A 15,323-nucleotide genomic window follows, 5' to 3' on the forward strand; every position below is an offset into this window, starting at 1 on the left:
ATGCACGACGCCTCTGCACGCCATCACGCCGCAGAACGCACTGGAATCTGGTTCGTCGGAGCCCGCGGCTCCGTGGCCACCACCGCGACGGTGGGCCTCGCGGCCATCGCGGGCGCCCAGGCGCCGCCGACCGGCTGCGTGACCGCGCGGGAGCCGTTCGCCTCCGCGGGCCTGCCCGAGTTCGCCGACCTCGTGGTGGGCGGGCACGACATCTCCGCCGTCACCATGACCAAGCGCGCCGAGCGGCTCGTGGAGACGGGGATGATCCCGCCGCGCCTGCTCGCCGCGACGCACGACGCCGTCGAACGGGCCGACGCCGAGGTGCGGCCCGGGTACGACCCGCACGCCGGCCACGGCCCCGGGCCGGACGCCGCCGTGTCCGAGCGGGCCGTGTCCGAGCAGCCCGTGTCCCAGCAGCCCGTGTCCCAGCAGGCTGTGGCCGAACGCCTCGCCGGCGACATCACCGCGTTCCAGGACCGGCACGGGCTGGCCCGGGTCGTGGTGATCGACCTGTCCTCGACGGAGCCGCCGGTCACCGACGTGCCCGAGCTCCACGACCCCGAGGCCCTGCTGGCCGCCCTGGCGGACCCGGACCGCGCGGTGCTGCCCGCGTCGTCCGTGTCGGCGTATGCGGCGATCCTGGCCGGGGCGTCGTACGCGGCCTTCACCCCTTCGGCGGGCATGGGCGTGCCCGCCCTGACGGCGCTCGCGCAGGAGCGCGGCATCCCCGTGGCCGGGCAGGACGGCAAGACCGGGCAGACCTGGCTGCGCACCGTGCTGGCTCCCGCGTTCGCCGCCCGCGGCCTGAAGGTGCTCTCCTGGTCCGGCACCAACCTGCTGGGCGGCGGCGACGGCGCCACGCTCGCCGACCCCGACGCCGTGCGCAGCAAGCTCGCCACCAAGACCCGGGGCCTGACAGCGCTGACGGGCAGCGAGACCACGCCCCTGCACATCGACAACGTGCCCGACCTGGGCGACATCAAGGTCGCGTGGGACCACGTGCACGTCGAGGGGTTCCTCGGGTCGCGGATCACGCTGCAGACCACCTGGAGCGCCCACGACTCGATGCTCGCGGCACCGCTCGTGCTCGACCTGGCGCGCCTGCTCGCCCTCGCCCACGCCGCCGGGATCAGCGGCCCCGTCCCGGAGCTCGGCTTCTTCTTCAAGGACCCGTGGACCTCCGACGTGCACGACGCCGCCGCCCAGGCGGTCGCGCTGGAGGACTGGGTGCGCCGCACCGCGCAGGCCCGCCCATGACGACGCGCGCGTCCCGCCGCTTCACCCCTCGCTTCAACCCTCCGCTGCGCACGCAGTCGTCGGCTCCCGGCGCCACGGCGGCCGGCCCGCCCGCCGCGCGCCGGGCCCGGCTCGCGGACCTCGCGGAGCTGGTGCGGGCACCCGCCGCGCTGTCCGTCGTCGGGGACTCGCTCGCCGGGCTGGCGGCCGCACGGGCCGCGGCGCCCGTGCCGCTGCGCGCCCGCCATGCGCTGCTGCCCGTCGCGTCCGCGTGCCTGTACCTCGGCGGGATGGCGCTCAACGACTACGGCGACCGGCACGTCGACGCCGTCGAGCGCCCGGAGCGGCCCATCCCGTCCGGCCGGATCACGCCCCGGGGCGCACTCACGGTCGGCGCCGCGCTCACCGCGGGCGGCCTGACGGCGGCGGGCCTCGCGGGCGGACGGCGGGCGCTCGCCGTCGCCGTGCCGCTCGCCGCCTGCGTCTGGACCTACGACCTGGTCGCCAAGGACCGGCCGGCCGGTCCGTTCGTCATGGCCGCCTGCCGCGGGCTGGACGTGCTGCTCGGTGCCACGCCGGGCCGCGTGCGGGCCGCGCTCCCGGCCGCCGCCGGGCTCACCGCCCACACCCTCGGCGTCACCGTGCTCTCGCGCGGTGAGGTGCACGGCACGTCGCCGCAGGTGGCCGGGGGTGTGGCCGCCGGAACCGTGGCAGGGGCCGTCGCGGCGGCCGCCACGCCGTCGCGGAACGGGAACGGCGGAGCCGTCGCGCGGTGGGCCACCGTCGCGGCGGCCGCCGCCTACACGACGGCTGCCCTGCCCGGCCAGGTCCGCGCGGCGGCCGAGCCGACCGCGGCCAACGCCCGCACCGCCACCCGGTCCGGGATCCAGGCCATGGTGCCGCTCCAGGCGGCATGGGCGGCGCGGGCGGGAAGCCTGGGCACCACGGCGCTGCTCGCCGGGGTGGCCGCCGCCGGGTACGGGCTGCGGCTGCTGGGCCGGGCCCGCGGCCGGGCGGGGGTGAGCATCACATGAGGCCCCCGTTCCTGCTGGGCTACGGCACCAACGGCTTCGGCGACCACCCGCTGCACACCGCGCTCGACGTGCTCGACGACGTGGGCTACGACGCCGTCGCGCTCACGCTCGGGTTTCCGCACCTGGACCCGTTCGCCCCCGGTGCGCCCACCGAGGTCGCCGCCGTGCGGTCCCACCTGGCGCGCATGCGCGGCGGCAAGGGAGCGGCGGTGGTCGTCGAGACCGGGACGCGCTACCTGCTCGACCCGCTGCGCAAGCACCGGCCCACGCTCGTGGACCGCGACGCCGCCCTGCGGATGCGGTTCCTCGAACGGGCCATCGAGGTCGCGGCCGACCTGGACGCCTCCTGCGTCTCGTTCTTCTCCGGGATCCTGCCCGACGACGCCGCCCCCGCCGACGGCTGGGCCCGGCTCCGCGACCGCATCCCCGCGCTGGCCCAGTACGCCGGCGAGCGCGGCGTGCGGCTCGCGATCGAGCCCGAGCCCGGCATGCTCGTCGAGACGGTCGACGACGCCCTGCGGCTCCTGGCCGACGTCGGCGAGCCGCCCGAGCTGGGCATCACCGTCGACGTCGGGCACTGCCTGGTGGTCGAACCCGGCGGTGTCGAGGGTGCGCTGCGCGCCGCCGCGCCCCACATGAGCAACGTGCAGCTCGACGACATGCCCCGCACCCACCACGAGCACCGCCCGTTCGGCGAGGGCGAGATCGACCTGCCGCAGGTGCTCGCCACGCTCGCCGACATCGGCTACACCGGCGTCGCCGCGATCGAGCTGCCCCGCCACTCCCACGACGCGCCGCGGCTCGCCCTGGACGGCCGGACCGCCCTGATGCGGGCGTGGGCCGCGGTCATCGGCGCGCCCATCAGCGAGAGGACCGTGTCATGAGCACCGACGCCCCGACCAGCCCGGACACCGACCCGGACCCCGCATCTGCCTGGCTCGCCGGCGCCCGCGCCGACGTCGCGCGCGACCCGGACACGATCACCCGCGCGTTCGCCCTGGCGGCCCGCCGGGTCGGGCGCGGTCCGCTGCACCCCGCCAGCGACCCGGCCGGCGTCGTGCACGGCACCGTCGACGACGCCGCCCGCGCGGCCCTCGTCGTCGCACTGGCCGACGCCGTGGGCACCGGCCCCGACTGCGCCGGCCGCCTGACCACGCTCTACCACCAGGGCGACGGCGCCGAGCGGCGCGGCGTGCTGCGCGGCCTCGACGCACTGACCGAGCGGGGCGACGTCGGCGACCTCGTGCCCGCCGGGCTCGACCTCGCCCTCGACGCCCTGCGGGCCAACGACCCCAGCCTCGTCGCGGCCGCCGTCGGCCCCTTCGGGTCCCGGCACCTGGACCAGCACACCTGGCGGCACGCCGTGCTCAAGCTCGTCTTCCAGGGCGTGAGCCTCGCGGCCGTGCACGACCTGGACGCCCGCGCCGACGCCGAGCTCGACCGTATGGCCCGCGACTTCGCCGCCGAGCGCCGGGCCGCGGGCCGCACCGTACCCGCCGACCTCGACCTGCTCACCGGCACCAGCATCCGAACCGGCACGACGAAGGACTGACGATGCGCATCCTCGACCCCCACATCCACATGACGAGCCGCACCACCGACGACTACGAGGCCCTGTACGCCGCGGGCGTGCGCGCCGTCGTCGAGCCCGCGTTCTGGCTCGGCCAGCCGCGCACCTCCGTCGGCTCGTTCACCGACTACTTCGACTCGCTGCTCGGCTGGGAGCGGTTCCGTGCCGCGCAGTTCGGCATCCGCCACCATGCCACCATCGCGCTCAACCCCAAGGAGGCGAACGACCCGCGCTGCCGCGAGGTGCTCGCCGAGGTGCCCCGCTACCTGCTCAAGGACGGCGTCGTGGCCGTCGGCGAGGTCGGGTACGACTCGATGACCCCCGAGGAGGACGAGGTCTTCGCCGCCCAGCTGCAGATGGCGCGCGAGGCCGAGCTGCCCGTCCTGGTGCACACCCCGCACCGCGACAAGCTCGCGGGCACGCGCCGCACCCTCGACGTCGTGCGCGAGTCGGGGATCGCGCCGGAGCTGGTGCTGGTGGACCACCTCAACGAGACCAACGTCGCCCTGGTGCGGGACGCCGGCGCGTGGGCCGGGTTCTCCATCTACCCCGACACCAAGATGGACGAGGACCGCATGGTCGCGCTCCTGACGGAGTACGGCACCGAGCGGATGATCGTGAACTCCGCCGCCGACTGGGGCCGCTCCGACCCGCTCAAGACCGTGAAGACCGGGCGGGCGATGCTCGCCGCGGACTTCACCGAGGACGACGTCGACCAGGTGCTCTGGCGCAACCCCGTCGCCTTCTACGAGCAGTCCGGCAACCTCGTGCTCGACCCCGTGCCGGGCTTCACCGAGGGCGCGCCGCCCACCCCCGGCGTCGAGTTCGAGGGCTCGTCCGTGCTCCGCGGCGTGCGGGCCTGAGGGGGCCGGGATGCTGCTCTCCTACTGCACCAACGTGCACCCCGCCGAGGACCTCGACGGCGTCGTCGACCAGCTCGCCCGGTACGCCGGCCCCGTCCGCGAGGCCGCGGGCCTGGACACGCTCGGCGTCGGCCTGTGGCTGCCCGCCGAGCTGGCCCACCGCCTGGACCGGTCGGCCGCCGACCGTGACCGGCTGCGGGCGGCGCTCACCGAGCACCGGCTCCAGGTGCACACGCTGAACGCGTTCCCCTACGGCGGCTTCCACCGCGAGGTCGTCAAGCTCGCCGTCTACTCCCCCACCTGGGCCGAGCGGGCCCGGCTCGACTACGTGCTGGCCTGCGCGCGGGTGCTGGCCGACCTGCTCCCCGAGGGCACCGCCGGATCCATCTCGACCCTGCCCCTGGCCTGGCGCGCCCCCTGGACCCGCGCCGACGACGACGAGGCGACCAAGGCCTTCGCCACGCTGTCCGCCGAGCTGCGAGCGCTCGCCGAGCGCACCGGACGCACCGTGCGGGTCGCCGTCGAGCCCGAGCCCGGCTGCGTGCTCGACACCGTGGACGACGTGGTCGCCTGGCTCGCCGCGCGCACCGGGCCCGAGTGGCCGGCCGACCGCCGCATCGACCCCGAGCACGTCGGCGTCTGCCTGGACACCTGCCACCTGGCGGTCTCGTTCGCCGACCCGGTGGGCGCCGTCCGGCGGATCACCGACGCCGGGCTGCGCGTGGTCAAGGTGCAGGCCTCGGCCGCGCTCGAGGTCGCGGACCCGTCCGCACCGGGTGCGCGGGACGCCGTCGGCCGGTTCGTCGAGCAGCGCTACCTGCACCAGGTGCGCGAGCTGACCGCGGACGGCGAGGTGCTGACGTCCGACGACCTGCCGGTGGCCCTGGGGACCGCCGACCGGCGCCCCGGCCTGCCCGGCGACGGGCCGTGGCGCGTGCACTTCCACGTGCCGCTGCACCACGAGCCGGCACCCCCGCTGGCTTCGACGACCCAGGTGCTGCGCGACGCCGTCGACGCCGTCCGGGCCGCCCCGCACGGCGCCGAGGCGCACCTCGACGTCGAGACGTACACGTGGTCGGTGCTGCCGCCCGACGTGCTGCCCGCCGGGGAGGGCGAGCTGGTCGCGGGCATCGCCGCCGAGCTCCGCTGGGCCACCGGCCACCTGCTGCCCGACACCGTCGGGACCGCCACCCGCACCGAGACCGTCCCGGAAGGAATCGACGCATGACACCCGTGCTGCTCCTCGACGTCGTCGGGCTCACCGCCCGCGCCCTGGCCCACATGCCGCGGCTGCGGCGCCTCGCGGGAGCGGGCTGGCAGTCCGAGCTCGCCACCGTGCTGCCCGCCGTCACGTGCAGCGTGCAGTCGACGATGCTCACCGGCCTCATGCCGGCCGAGCACGGGATCGTCGGCAACGGCTGGTACTTCCGCGAGCTGGGCGACGTGTACCTCTGGCGGCAGCACAACAAGCTGGTCGAGGGCGAGAAGGTGTGGGAGGCCGCCCGCAAGCGGGACGCGATGTACGCCGCCGACAACGTCTGCTGGTGGTACGCGATGGGCATGACTACCGACGTCACCGTCACGCCGCGGCCGATCTACCACGCCGACGGGCGCAAGTCGGCCGACGCGTACGTGCGCCCGGCGGCCCTGCACGACGAGCTGGTGGGCCGGTTCGGCGACTTCCCGCTGTTCACCTACTGGGGCCCGACGGCGGCCATCGCGTCGACCCGGTGGATCGTGGACGTGACGCGGCACCTGCTGCGCACGCGGACGTCCCAGCTCACGACGGCGTACCTGCCGCACCTGGACTACGACCTGCAGCGCTTCGGCCCGGACTCCCCCGAGGCGGACCGGGCGGCGGCCGAGCTGGACGCCGTGCTCGCGCCCCTGCTCGACGACGCCGAGGCCGCGGGCGTCACGGTCGTCGCCGTGGCCGAGTACGGCATCGGGCCGGCGGACCGCCCCGTGGACATCAACCGGCTGCTGCGCCGCGAGGGCTACCTGGAGGTCTACACGCAGGACGGCCGCGAGCAGCTCGACCCGTGGACGTCGCGCGCCTTCGCCGTCGCCGACCACCAGGTGGCGCACGTGTACGTGACCGACCCGTCGGACGTCGCCCGCGTCGCCGACCTGCTGCGCACCGTCCCCGGCGTCGACGAGGTGCTGGACCGCGAGGCGCAGGCGAAGTACGGGCTGGACCACGAGCGGGCCGGCGAGCTGGTCGTGGTGGCCGAGCCGGGCGCGTGGTTCACGTACTACTTCTGGCTCGACGACGACCGGGCCCCGGAGTACGCACGCGGCGTGGACATCCACCGCAAGCCGGGCTACGACCCCGCCGAGCTGTTCTTCGACCCGGCCGACCCGCTGGCCAAGGCGAAGGCCGGGCTGAACCTCGTGCGCAAGAAGCTCGGCCTGCGCTACGCGATGAGCACGACGCCGCTCGACGGGTCGTACGTGCGCGGCACCCACGGCCGGCTGCCCGACTCGTCGGCGGACACGCCGCTGCTCCTGTGCTCGGACGCGAGGGTCCCGGCGTCGGTCGAACGCTGGGTCACGGACGACTCGGGGCAGGTCCCGGCGGCGTCGGTCAAGGACCTGGTGCTGGACCTGCAGGGCCTGCGCTGACCTGGCGCGTCGCCCCGTCCCCGGGACACCACGGTGACCCGGGGACGCGACACGCCGGTCCTGTAGCCCCCTGCCGTGCGCCGGTGTCCGATCCGTGGTGGAGTGGACATACGGCTCACAACCGGGAGGTATCTCAATGAGTGACCCGAACCGGCCCTACGACCCCGAGTACGGGGAACAGCCGCCGCCTGCCTACCCTCCGCCGCCCGCCCAGGTGCCCGGCACCCCCACCCAGCCGGTGGGTCCGGCCCGCGGCGAGGCGCACGTGCAGCCGGTCACCTCCGGCACCGAGAACCCGCGGCTCGGCCTGGAGGTGGGCCGGTACTGGGCCGGCGCGCTGGCGACGGTCCTGGTGGCCGCCCTGATCGGGCTCGCCGCGGACTTCATCCTCGAGGAGGTGCTCGGCCTGGAGGTCCACGCCCAGGCCGACCTGTTCGGCACGGGCTCCGACCTCATGGCCTGGGTCGTGGCCGGGGCGCTCTTCGCGCTGCTGGCCGCGGTCGTGCTCTACCTCTTCGTGCTCAGCACCCCGCGCCCGCGCTCGTTCTTCGGCTGGGTGGTCGCCCTGGCCACCGTGATCCTCGCCGCCGTGCCGTTCGCCGACCGGGCGGACATCGTCCCGGCGGTGCTCGCGGCCGTGGTCTGGATCATCATCGGGTCGGCGGTCTACTCCCTGCTCACGGGGACGCTGAGCCGCACGGTGGTGCAGCAGCGGGGCTGAGGCCGGGCGTCAGGCGAGGCCCGCGTCGCGGGCCGCGATGGCGGCCTGTACGCGGGACGTGACGCCGAGCTTGGCGAGCACCCGCGACACGTGGGTCTTGGCCGTGGCCTCGCTGATGGTCAGCCGGGCGGCCAGCTCGGCGTTCGACAGACCGGACCCGAGGCCCGCCAGGACGTCGAGCTCTCGGGGTGTCAGGTCCTCCGGCAGGGTGACCGCGGGGGCCGCCCGGCCGCCGGCACCGTTCCCGGTGCGCGGCGCGCCGAGCTCCGCGATGAGCCGCCGGGTCACCTCGGGCGCCACGACGCCGTCCCCGGCCGCGACATGCCGCACGGCGTCCACCAGGGCGGTCGCCTCGGCCGTCTTGAGCAGGAAGCCCGCGGCCCCGGCACGCAGCGCGCCGAACACGTACTCGTCCAGGTCGAACGTGGTGAGCACCAGCACCTCCGCCAGCCCCTCCTCGACGATCCGCCGGGTGGCGGTCACGCCGTCGGTGCCCGGCATGCGCACGTCCATCAGCACGACGTCGGGGCGCAGCGCCCGCGCGTTCGCCACGGCCACCGCGCCGTCACCGGCCTCGCCGACCACCTCGATGTCGCCGGCCGTCGCGAGCAGCATCCGCAGGCCGGCGCGGATCGCCGCGTGGTCGTCGGCGAGCAGCACGCGGATCATGCGCGACGCCCCGGCGCAACGCCGTCCGAGGTGTCCGCACGGCGCGGCAGCGGCAGGGTGGCGCGCACGCGCCAGCCCGCACCGGCGGTCTCCCCCGGGTCGCGAGCCGGGCCTGCCTCGAAGGTGCCACCGACCGCCTCCACCCGCTCCCGCATCGACACCAGGCCGAGTCCGGTGCCGCCCGCGCCGACGGGCGGGTGCGCAGGATCGCCGGGCCGTGCGCCGACGTCGTGCACCTCCACCTCCAGCTGCCCGTCCGCCGCGAAGCTCAGGTCGGCGTGGGCGCCGCCGTGCTTGTGCACGTTGGTCAGGGCCTCGCGCACCACCCGGTAGACCGCATGGTCCACGGCGGCCGGGAGCACGGCAGCGCCCGTCAGCACGCCGTCGGGGTCCGAGACCGCCAGGTCGAGCCCGGCGAGGCGCGCCTGGTCGAGCACGGGGGCGAGCTGCGCGACGCGTGGTGCGGCGAGCAGGTCGGAGACGCCGGGCCCTGTGCCTGGCCGTGGCCCCGGTTCCGGGTCCTGTCGTGCGCCAGGTTCCGCGGACGAGCCCTCCGCGCTCCCCGCCGTCGTCTCGGCACGCAGCACGCGGATCATCGCCTGCATGTCCTGCAGCGAGGCCAGGCTCTCCGCCCGGACGGCCCGCAGCGCGGCACGGTCCCGGTCCGGCTCGGCCGCGCCCGCGAGCGCCGCGCCCGAGGTGATGGTGATCGCGGACAGGTGCGACGCGACCACGTCGTGCAGGTCGCGTGCGACGGCGGTGCGCTCGGCGCGGACGGCGTCGTGCCGCGCGGCCTCGGCGAGGTGGAGCAGGGCGGTGCCGCGCTCCCGTTCGAGCCGCTCCCGTTCCTCGGCGGCGGCGGCGAGCTCCCGGCCCTGGCGCACGTTGGCGCCCCACCACATCGGCATGACCAGGAGCGTGCTGGCCTGGAGCCCACCGAGGACGGCGCCGCGGAGCTCGCCGGAGGCCACACCCGCGAGGACCGAGACCGCGAGCACCGCGACCGTGACGCCGGCGACCGCGACCCGCCGCGCTGCTCGGCGTCCGTGCAGGTGGACCGCGTACAGCGCCTCCCAGAGGATCACGATGAGGCCCACGCTGCCGCCGAGCGCGACGTCGGCGACGAAGGCGACCGTGGCGACGCCGAGTGCGCCCAGGGGGTGGATCCGGCGCCAGACCAGGGCGGTGCAGCCGACGACGGCGGGGACGACGAACCACCAGACCGGCACGTCCGGCGGGCCGCTCCAGGAGGTCCGGACCAGGCCGAGCGCGTCGAGCCCGAGCGCGATGACGAGCAGGCTCGCGGCGGTGATGACGTCGCCCCGGCGGTCCTCGGCCAGCACGGCCCGGGCGAGGGGCTCGATGCGGTCGGGCAGGCGGGGCATGCCACCATCTCAGCACGAGACGGCGCCGGCCGGGTCATCCGAAGGATGTAGGCGGGGTCGGCGCTTCGGCCGATGTGCCCGCCGCCCGCCGGCACGAGGCTGTGTCCCATGGACCTCTTCTCCGCCGAGCTCACGGGTACCGCGCTGGTCGGCGCCCTGGTGGTGCTCGCGCTCATCGACTCCACGAGCTTCGGCACGCTGCTCATCCCGGTGTGGCTGCTGATGTCCCCCGGTCGGGTGCGGGTGGGCCGGATGCTGCTGTACCTGGGCTCGATCGCCGGGTTCTACGCCCTGGTGGGGCTGGCGATCCTGCTCGGCGCGAACGCCCTGAGCGACGCACTCACCACCCTGTCCGGCACGCGGTGGTTCCTGATCGCGCAGCTCCTGGTCGGCGTGGGGCTGTTCGCCTGGAGCTTCAAGCTGGAGCCGGTCGGCGGGCGCAAGCCCGCGGCGGCGGTCGCCGGCGGTGCCGCGGGCAGCGCCCCGGTGCCCGCGGACGCGGCCTCGCCGGCGGGCGGTCCCACGGCGGACACCACCCCCGCGACGCGTGCGGGCCGGCTGAGCCGCTGGCGCGAACGGGTGCTCGGCAGCGAGTCGGGGAGCGGGTCCGCGCTGGCCCTGCTGGCGGTCGGCGCCGGCCTGGTCGAGGTCGCGACGATGCTCCCGTACCTCGCGGCACTCGGCCTGATCGGTACGCAGGGGCCGGGCTGGCCGGCGTCGGGCCTCTGGGTGCTCGGGTACTGCATGGTCATGATCGCGCCCGCGCTGGTGCTCACCGCCGCGCGGGTCTTCGCGGCGCGGCTCGTGGAGCGCCCGCTCGGGCGGCTGGACGGCTGGCTGACGCGCAACGCCGCGAGCACCACGGCGTGGGTGGTGGGCATCGTCGGCTTCCTGGTGGCCCGCGACGCGATAGGCCGCCTGTGGGGCTGACGCCGGGAGAGAAGCGGGCGAGGCAGGACGACAGCGAGATCGCTGCGGTTCTGCCTCGCCCTGGTCTTCTCCCGGCGGGTCAGGCCAGGCGACGCATCCAGCCGTGCCGGTCCGCGGCGCGGCCGTACTGGATGTTGGTGAGCTCCTGGCGGAGCGCCATGGTGAGCTCGCCGGGCTCCCCGCCGTTGACCTCGTGGTCGAACGTCGCCCCGGCCAGGCGCCCCACCGGGGTCACGACGGCCGCCGTGCCGCACGCGAAGAACTCCTTGATCCGCCCGGACTCGAGCCCGGCCGAGACCTCGGTGAGCGGGATCTGCCGCTCCACCACCTCGTACCCGCGGTCGGCGGCGAGCTGCAGCACCGAGGCGCGGGTGATCCCCTCGAGGATCGAGCCGAGCTCGGGCGTGTGCAGCGTCCCGTCGTCGGTCACGAGGAACACGTTCATGCCCCCGAGCTCCTCGAGGTAGGTGTTGGTGGCCGCGTCCAGGAAGCAGACCTGGTCGAAGCCCTCGCGCTGGGCCTCGAGCTGCGGCAGCAGGCTCGCGGCGTAGTTGCCGCCGAACTTCGCGTCACCGGTACCTCCGGGCGGTCCGGCCCGGTGGTACTGCTCGGACACGTAGATCGACACCGGCTGCACGCCGCCCGAGAAGTACGGGCCGACCGGCGAGGCGATCACGAGGTACTCCGCCTCGACGGACGGGCGCACCCCGAGGAACACCTCCGAGGCGTACATGAAGGGCCGCAGGTACAGGGACGAGTCCTCGGTGCCCGGCACCCAGTCGATGTCCGTGCGGACCAGCGCGGCGAGGGACCCGATGAAGTCGTCCACGCTGAGCGCCGGCAGGGCGAGACGGTGCGCCGACCGGGCGAAGCGGACGGCGTTCTGGTCGGGGCGGAACGTCCAGACCGAACCGTCGGCGTGCTTGTAGGCCTTGAGGCCCTCGAAGATCTCCTGCGCGTAGTGCAGCACCGCCGTCGCCGGGTCGAGCTGGAGCGGCCCGTACTTCTCGATCCGCCGGTCCTTCCAGCCGTCCGTGCTGTTCCACGAGATCCGCGCCATGTGGTCCGTGAACACCGTGCCGAACTTCGGCGCACGGAGCGCCTCGGCGCGCTCGGCGTCCGACGTCGGCACGTCGGTGGGCCGCACGTCGAAGAGCGCCACCAGGTCTTCGAGCGGGGCGGGGAGGATGGGATCCGTCGTTGTTGTCATGTCGATGCCTTTCACCGGAATGCTGCTGTCAGTCTTCCACGCCCGGCGAGGCAGAGGGAGCGTTCGGAGCCGGGCGCCTGCCCGGACGGCCCTCGACATGCGAGAGCGGCGCCCGGGATCCGTCTCGCGTGACCCGTGCGCCGCTCTCGTGGAACGTGCGTTACCCGGTCACGCGGGCCGCGATGTCGCGGCCTACCTGCTCGGTCGTGCGTACGACGTCGCCACGCTCCGCGAGGTCCGCGGCCACGGCGTCCTGGACGCGCGCGGACTCGGCCGCGAAGCCCAGGTGGTCCAGCAGGAGGGCGACCGAGAGGACGGTCGCCGTGGGGTCGGCCTTGCCCTGGCCCGCGATGTCGGGCGCCGAGCCGTGCACGGGCTCGAACATGGACGGTGCGGCGCGGTCGGGGTTGATGTTGGCCGACGCCGCGAGCCCGATGCCGCCCGAGATCGCGGCAGCCTGGTCGGTGAGGATGTCGCCGAAGAGGTTGTCCGTCACGATCACGTCGAACCGGCTCGGGTTCGTGGTCAGGTAGATGGTCGCCGCGTCCACGTGCGCGTAGTCGGTGGTCACGTCGGGGAACTCCGCGTTCACGGCCTCGACGGTGCGCCGCCACAGGTGACCCGCGTGCACGAGCACGTTGTGCTTGTGCACGAGCGTCAGGTGCTTGCGCGGCCGGGCGTTCGCCCGGGCGAACGCGTCACGGACCACGCGCTCGACGCCGAACGCGGTGTTCACGCTGACCTCGGTGGCGATCTCCGCGGGCGTGCCGACGCGCAGCGCGCCGCCGTTGCCGACGTACGGGCCCTCGGTGCCCTCGCGCACGACGACGAAGTCGATCTCGCCCGGGTTCGCGAGCGGGCTGGTGACGCCCTGGTACAGCTTGGTGGGGCGCAGGTTGACGTAGTGGTCCAGCGCGAAGCGGAGCTTGAGCAGCAGACCGCGCTCCAGCACGCCGCTCGGGACCGACGGGTCACCGATCGCGCCCAGCAGGATCGCGTCGTGCGCCTTGATCTTCTCGAGGTCCTCGTCGGTGAGGGTCTCGCCGGTCGCGTGCCAGCGGCGCGCGCCCAGGTCGAACTCGGTGGTCGAGAGCTTGGTGCCCGACGGCGCGAGCGCCGCCTCGAGCACCGCGAGCCCCTGCTCCACGACCTCCGTGCCGATGCCGTCTCCTGCGACGACCGCGAGGTCGATGCCGTCTGTCGTAGCCGCCTGTGCCATGTCCGGAGCCTACGCGCGCAGGCAGCCGGATGAGACGCCGGTCTCACGGAATGGACGCAGCGCGGGTATCCCGCGTCAGTCGAACGACCAGGCCGTCGCACCACCCGGCTCCCGCACCCACAGCGCGTTCGCCCGGGTGGGCGTGACCCGGTAGACGTGCCACGGGGCCGGCCCCGCCGATGGCGCGCTGTACGGGGCGGTGAGTGCCGTGCCCGACTCGTCCACCGTCGCCGGCCAGCCGCCGTCCGCCGCGATCTGCGCGATGTGCGCGACCACGCCGGCGTCGGTGACCAGCTCGGCGACGCCGTCGACCACGACGTCGTAGTCGTCGGCGGCCACGGCGATGGTGCACCGCGGCTCACGCTCCATGTTCCGGCCCTTGCGGACGCCGCGGCCGGAGACGACGTAGAAGGCGCCGTCGTCCCAGAACGCACCGACGCCCGTGGTGTGCGGGCTGCCGTCGGCGTTGACCGTGGTGAGCCAGTGCGAGTGCCGGTCGGGGCCACGCCCGCCGGGGGCCTGGTCCCCGATGTCGACGAGCGCCGCGTCCACCGCCGCCCACTCCAGCGGCGGCAGATCGTAGAGGCCGGCAAGGTTCTTGGACGTCACGTGTGTGCTCATACCAGGGCCGACCGTCCGGGCGGGCGGAACTCATCGCCCCGCCGGCACCTACTGCTCCCGGGCCGACAGCACGCAGAACTCGTTCCCGTCCGGGTCCGCCAGCACGGTCCAGGTCGCGGTGGGCGGCTGCCCCACGTCGATCACCGTGGCCCCCAGCCCGACCAGCCGGGCGATCTCGGCGTCGCGATCATCGCCCGTGTGCGGCGCGAAGTCCCAGTGCAGCCGGTTCTTCCCGGCCTTCTCGTGCTCCACGGGCACGAACACCATGCCCGGCGGCATCCGATGGAACTCCAGCGACTCCGACAGCTCGAGCGCCCACGGCGGAACGACCACCGACTCGCCGTCCGTGTCGAAGATGACCTCCCAGCCGAGCGCCTCGGCCCACCAGCGGGCCAGCTTCTTGTGGTCGGTGGACTCCACCACCGTCGAGTACCAGCGCAGCGCCATCGCCCTCACCCCTCGTCAGGATCGTCGCCCGCCAGAGGTCGAGCACCCCTGACCAGGCCGAGACCACCACCGTAGGGCGAGCCACTGACAACGACGCGGGCACGGTCACCGGCCCCCGCCGTGGCGGCTCAGGGCTTGGGGTAGAGCAGCTCGAACCGCTCGCACACCAGCGGCATGTCCGGCGCGAACTCGCGGCCCCCGCCGAGCGTCCTGCGGAAGTACGCCTCGTGGCCCGCGCGCCACGACTCCAGCGTGCGGTCGTCCTCGCCCTCCGCGGCCGCGAACTCCTCGTCGACCTGCTCGAACGTCGTGGTCTCGACGCTCGTGGTGCGGATCAGCGCCCGCGGGTGCCCCTCGCCGTCGAGCAGGATCGACAGCTCGCCGGCCAGCGGCAGGGGCGCGCCCTCGTCCTCGTAGTCCCACAGCGCCGACGACGTCGCCGTCTTGTCGCCCGCCAGCACGGCGGCGAGCAGCTTCTCGGCGAGCTCGGGCTCGTCACCGAACGACCACGCCTGCGGCGGCACGGTCTCGCTCACCGTCTGCCCCACCACGATGCTCGCCTTGGCCATACCCGCGTACTGCCGCGTGGCCGCCCAGAAGTCGAGGACCTCGGTGGCGAGCTCCGACTCCTGCCCCGACACCGCCTCGGGGTCGAAGGTCGCGGGGTCGAAGGGCTCGGCCGAGGCGTCACCGGTCGGCTCGTTGTCATCCGCGGCCTGCGGGTTCACGTCGTGGGTCACGGGGACATCCTGCCCTAAGCGCCCGTCCGCCACGAGGTTCGGCCCACGTTACG

The 15,323-nt window shown here is 74.8% G+C and carries 16 protein-coding genes; 9 read left to right on the plus strand and 7 right to left on the minus strand.

Going from position 1 to position 15,323, the window contains the following annotated elements; genetic code table 11:
- The 8 genes from ACIBBF_RS03630 to ACIBBF_RS03665 all read left to right on the plus strand — a co-directional run bounded on the left by ACIBBF_RS03630 (position 1) and on the right by ACIBBF_RS03665 (position 8,049).
- Complete coding sequence (locus tag ACIBBF_RS03630; RefSeq protein WP_397410568.1) at positions 1-1,257, plus strand: inositol-3-phosphate synthase; 1,257 nt, start codon at positions 1-3, stop codon at positions 1,255-1,257.
- The gene (locus ACIBBF_RS03635) at positions 1,254-2,270 is read left to right on the plus strand and encodes an SCO3242 family prenyltransferase (RefSeq protein WP_397410570.1); all 1,017 of its coding nucleotides are present in this window, start codon (positions 1,254-1,256) and stop codon (positions 2,268-2,270) included. The genes ACIBBF_RS03630 and ACIBBF_RS03635 overlap by 4 nt, the downstream gene beginning before the upstream one ends.
- Entirely contained in the window at positions 2,267-3,154 is an 888-nt protein-coding gene (locus tag ACIBBF_RS03640; protein ID WP_397410571.1) for a sugar phosphate isomerase/epimerase family protein, read from the plus strand. The genes ACIBBF_RS03635 and ACIBBF_RS03640 overlap by 4 nt, the downstream gene beginning before the upstream one ends.
- A complete protein-coding gene (locus tag ACIBBF_RS03645; RefSeq protein WP_397410573.1) occupies positions 3,151-3,822 on the plus strand; it encodes an EboA domain-containing protein in 672 nt (223 codons plus the stop codon). The genes ACIBBF_RS03640 and ACIBBF_RS03645 overlap by 4 nt, the downstream gene beginning before the upstream one ends.
- Positions 3,823-3,824: 2 nt before the next feature.
- Entirely contained in the window at positions 3,825-4,703 is an 879-nt protein-coding gene (locus ACIBBF_RS03650) for a TatD family hydrolase (protein ID WP_397410575.1), read from the plus strand.
- A 10-nt stretch (positions 4,704-4,713) separates the two neighbouring features.
- Complete coding sequence (gene eboE / locus ACIBBF_RS03655) at positions 4,714-5,931, plus strand: metabolite traffic protein EboE (protein WP_397410577.1); 1,218 nt, start codon at positions 4,714-4,716, stop codon at positions 5,929-5,931.
- The gene (locus ACIBBF_RS03660; RefSeq protein ID WP_397410579.1) at positions 5,928-7,328 is read left to right on the plus strand and encodes an alkaline phosphatase family protein; all 1,401 of its coding nucleotides are present in this window, start codon (positions 5,928-5,930) and stop codon (positions 7,326-7,328) included. Before eboE ends, ACIBBF_RS03660 begins: the two co-directional genes overlap by 4 nt.
- A gap of 136 nt (positions 7,329-7,464) precedes the next feature.
- Positions 7,465-8,049, plus strand: coding sequence for a DUF6069 family protein (locus ACIBBF_RS03665; RefSeq protein ID WP_397410581.1), 585 nt, complete (start codon positions 7,465-7,467; stop codon positions 8,047-8,049).
- A gap of 9 nt (positions 8,050-8,058) precedes the next feature.
- Here the strand turns inward: ACIBBF_RS03665 and ACIBBF_RS03670 are convergent, their stop codons facing one another.
- Together ACIBBF_RS03670 and ACIBBF_RS03675 are read right to left on the minus strand one after the other, a co-directional pair.
- Entirely contained in the window at positions 8,059-8,718 is a 660-nt protein-coding gene (locus ACIBBF_RS03670) for a response regulator (protein WP_397410583.1), read from the minus strand.
- Positions 8,715-10,103 (minus strand): sensor histidine kinase, encoded by a 1,389-nt coding sequence (locus tag ACIBBF_RS03675; RefSeq protein WP_397410585.1) that lies wholly within the window; start codon positions 10,101-10,103, stop codon positions 8,715-8,717. Before ACIBBF_RS03675 ends, ACIBBF_RS03670 begins: the two co-directional genes overlap by 4 nt.
- 108 nt (positions 10,104-10,211) lie before the next feature.
- Here ACIBBF_RS03675 and ACIBBF_RS03680 point away from each other — a divergent pair, with 108 nt between their 5' ends.
- Complete coding sequence (locus tag ACIBBF_RS03680; protein WP_397410587.1) at positions 10,212-11,033, plus strand: GAP family protein; 822 nt, start codon at positions 10,212-10,214, stop codon at positions 11,031-11,033.
- A gap of 79 nt (positions 11,034-11,112) precedes the next feature.
- Here ACIBBF_RS03680 and ACIBBF_RS03685 read toward each other — a convergent pair whose 3' ends face one another.
- The 5 genes from ACIBBF_RS03685 to ACIBBF_RS03705 form a co-directional block, all read right to left on the minus strand.
- Complete coding sequence (locus ACIBBF_RS03685; protein ID WP_397410589.1) at positions 11,113-12,243, minus strand: branched-chain amino acid aminotransferase; 1,131 nt, start codon at positions 12,241-12,243, stop codon at positions 11,113-11,115.
- 160 nt (positions 12,244-12,403) lie between these two features.
- Entirely contained in the window at positions 12,404-13,462 is a 1,059-nt protein-coding gene (locus tag ACIBBF_RS03690; protein ID WP_397410591.1) for a 3-isopropylmalate dehydrogenase, read from the minus strand.
- A gap of 75 nt (positions 13,463-13,537) precedes the next feature.
- Complete coding sequence (locus ACIBBF_RS03695; protein WP_397410593.1) at positions 13,538-14,071, minus strand: pyridoxamine 5'-phosphate oxidase family protein; 534 nt, start codon at positions 14,069-14,071, stop codon at positions 13,538-13,540.
- A 60-nt stretch (positions 14,072-14,131) separates the two neighbouring features.
- The gene (locus ACIBBF_RS03700) at positions 14,132-14,530 is read right to left on the minus strand and encodes a VOC family protein (protein ID WP_397410595.1); all 399 of its coding nucleotides are present in this window, start codon (positions 14,528-14,530) and stop codon (positions 14,132-14,134) included.
- 128 nt (positions 14,531-14,658) lie between these two features.
- Positions 14,659-15,270, minus strand: coding sequence for an ASCH domain-containing protein (locus tag ACIBBF_RS03705; protein WP_397410597.1), 612 nt, complete (start codon positions 15,268-15,270; stop codon positions 14,659-14,661).
- Positions 15,271-15,323 lie beyond the last annotated feature (53 nt).

It is taken from the genome of Promicromonospora sp. NPDC050880, assembly GCF_044456525.1.
GTDB lineage: Bacteria > Actinomycetota > Actinomycetes > Actinomycetales > Cellulomonadaceae > Promicromonospora.

Bases quoted from the DNA above. Each gene is read 5' to 3' on its own strand.
- ACIBBF_RS03675 (WP_397410585.1), bottom strand. From the start codon at position 10,103: ATGCCCCGCCTGCCCGACCGCATCGAGCCCCTCGCCCGGGCCGTGCTG.
- ACIBBF_RS03690 (WP_397410591.1), bottom strand. From the start codon at position 13,462: ATGGCACAGGCGGCTACGACAGACGGCATCGACCTCGCGGTCGTCGCA.
- ACIBBF_RS03685 (WP_397410589.1), bottom strand. From the start codon at position 12,243: ATGACAACAACGACGGATCCCATCCTCCCCGCCCCGCTCGAAGACCTG.
- ACIBBF_RS03665 (WP_397410581.1), top strand. From the start codon at position 7,465: ATGAGTGACCCGAACCGGCCCTACGACCCCGAGTACGGGGAACAGCCG.
- ACIBBF_RS03640 (WP_397410571.1), top strand. From the start codon at position 2,267: ATGAGGCCCCCGTTCCTGCTGGGCTACGGCACCAACGGCTTCGGCGAC.
- ACIBBF_RS03650 (WP_397410575.1), top strand. From the start codon at position 3,825: ATGCGCATCCTCGACCCCCACATCCACATGACGAGCCGCACCACCGAC.
- ACIBBF_RS03660 (WP_397410579.1), top strand. From the start codon at position 5,928: ATGACACCCGTGCTGCTCCTCGACGTCGTCGGGCTCACCGCCCGCGCC.
- eboE (WP_397410577.1), top strand. From the start codon at position 4,714: ATGCTGCTCTCCTACTGCACCAACGTGCACCCCGCCGAGGACCTCGAC.
- ACIBBF_RS03670 (WP_397410583.1), bottom strand. From the start codon at position 8,718: ATGATCCGCGTGCTGCTCGCCGACGACCACGCGGCGATCCGCGCCGGC.
- ACIBBF_RS03700 (WP_397410595.1), bottom strand. From the start codon at position 14,530: ATGGCGCTGCGCTGGTACTCGACGGTGGTGGAGTCCACCGACCACAAG.
- ACIBBF_RS03630 (WP_397410568.1), top strand. From the start codon at position 1: ATGCACGACGCCTCTGCACGCCATCACGCCGCAGAACGCACTGGAATC.
- ACIBBF_RS03645 (WP_397410573.1), top strand. From the start codon at position 3,151: ATGAGCACCGACGCCCCGACCAGCCCGGACACCGACCCGGACCCCGCA.
- ACIBBF_RS03635 (WP_397410570.1), top strand. From the start codon at position 1,254: ATGACGACGCGCGCGTCCCGCCGCTTCACCCCTCGCTTCAACCCTCCG.
- ACIBBF_RS03680 (WP_397410587.1), top strand. From the start codon at position 10,212: ATGGACCTCTTCTCCGCCGAGCTCACGGGTACCGCGCTGGTCGGCGCC.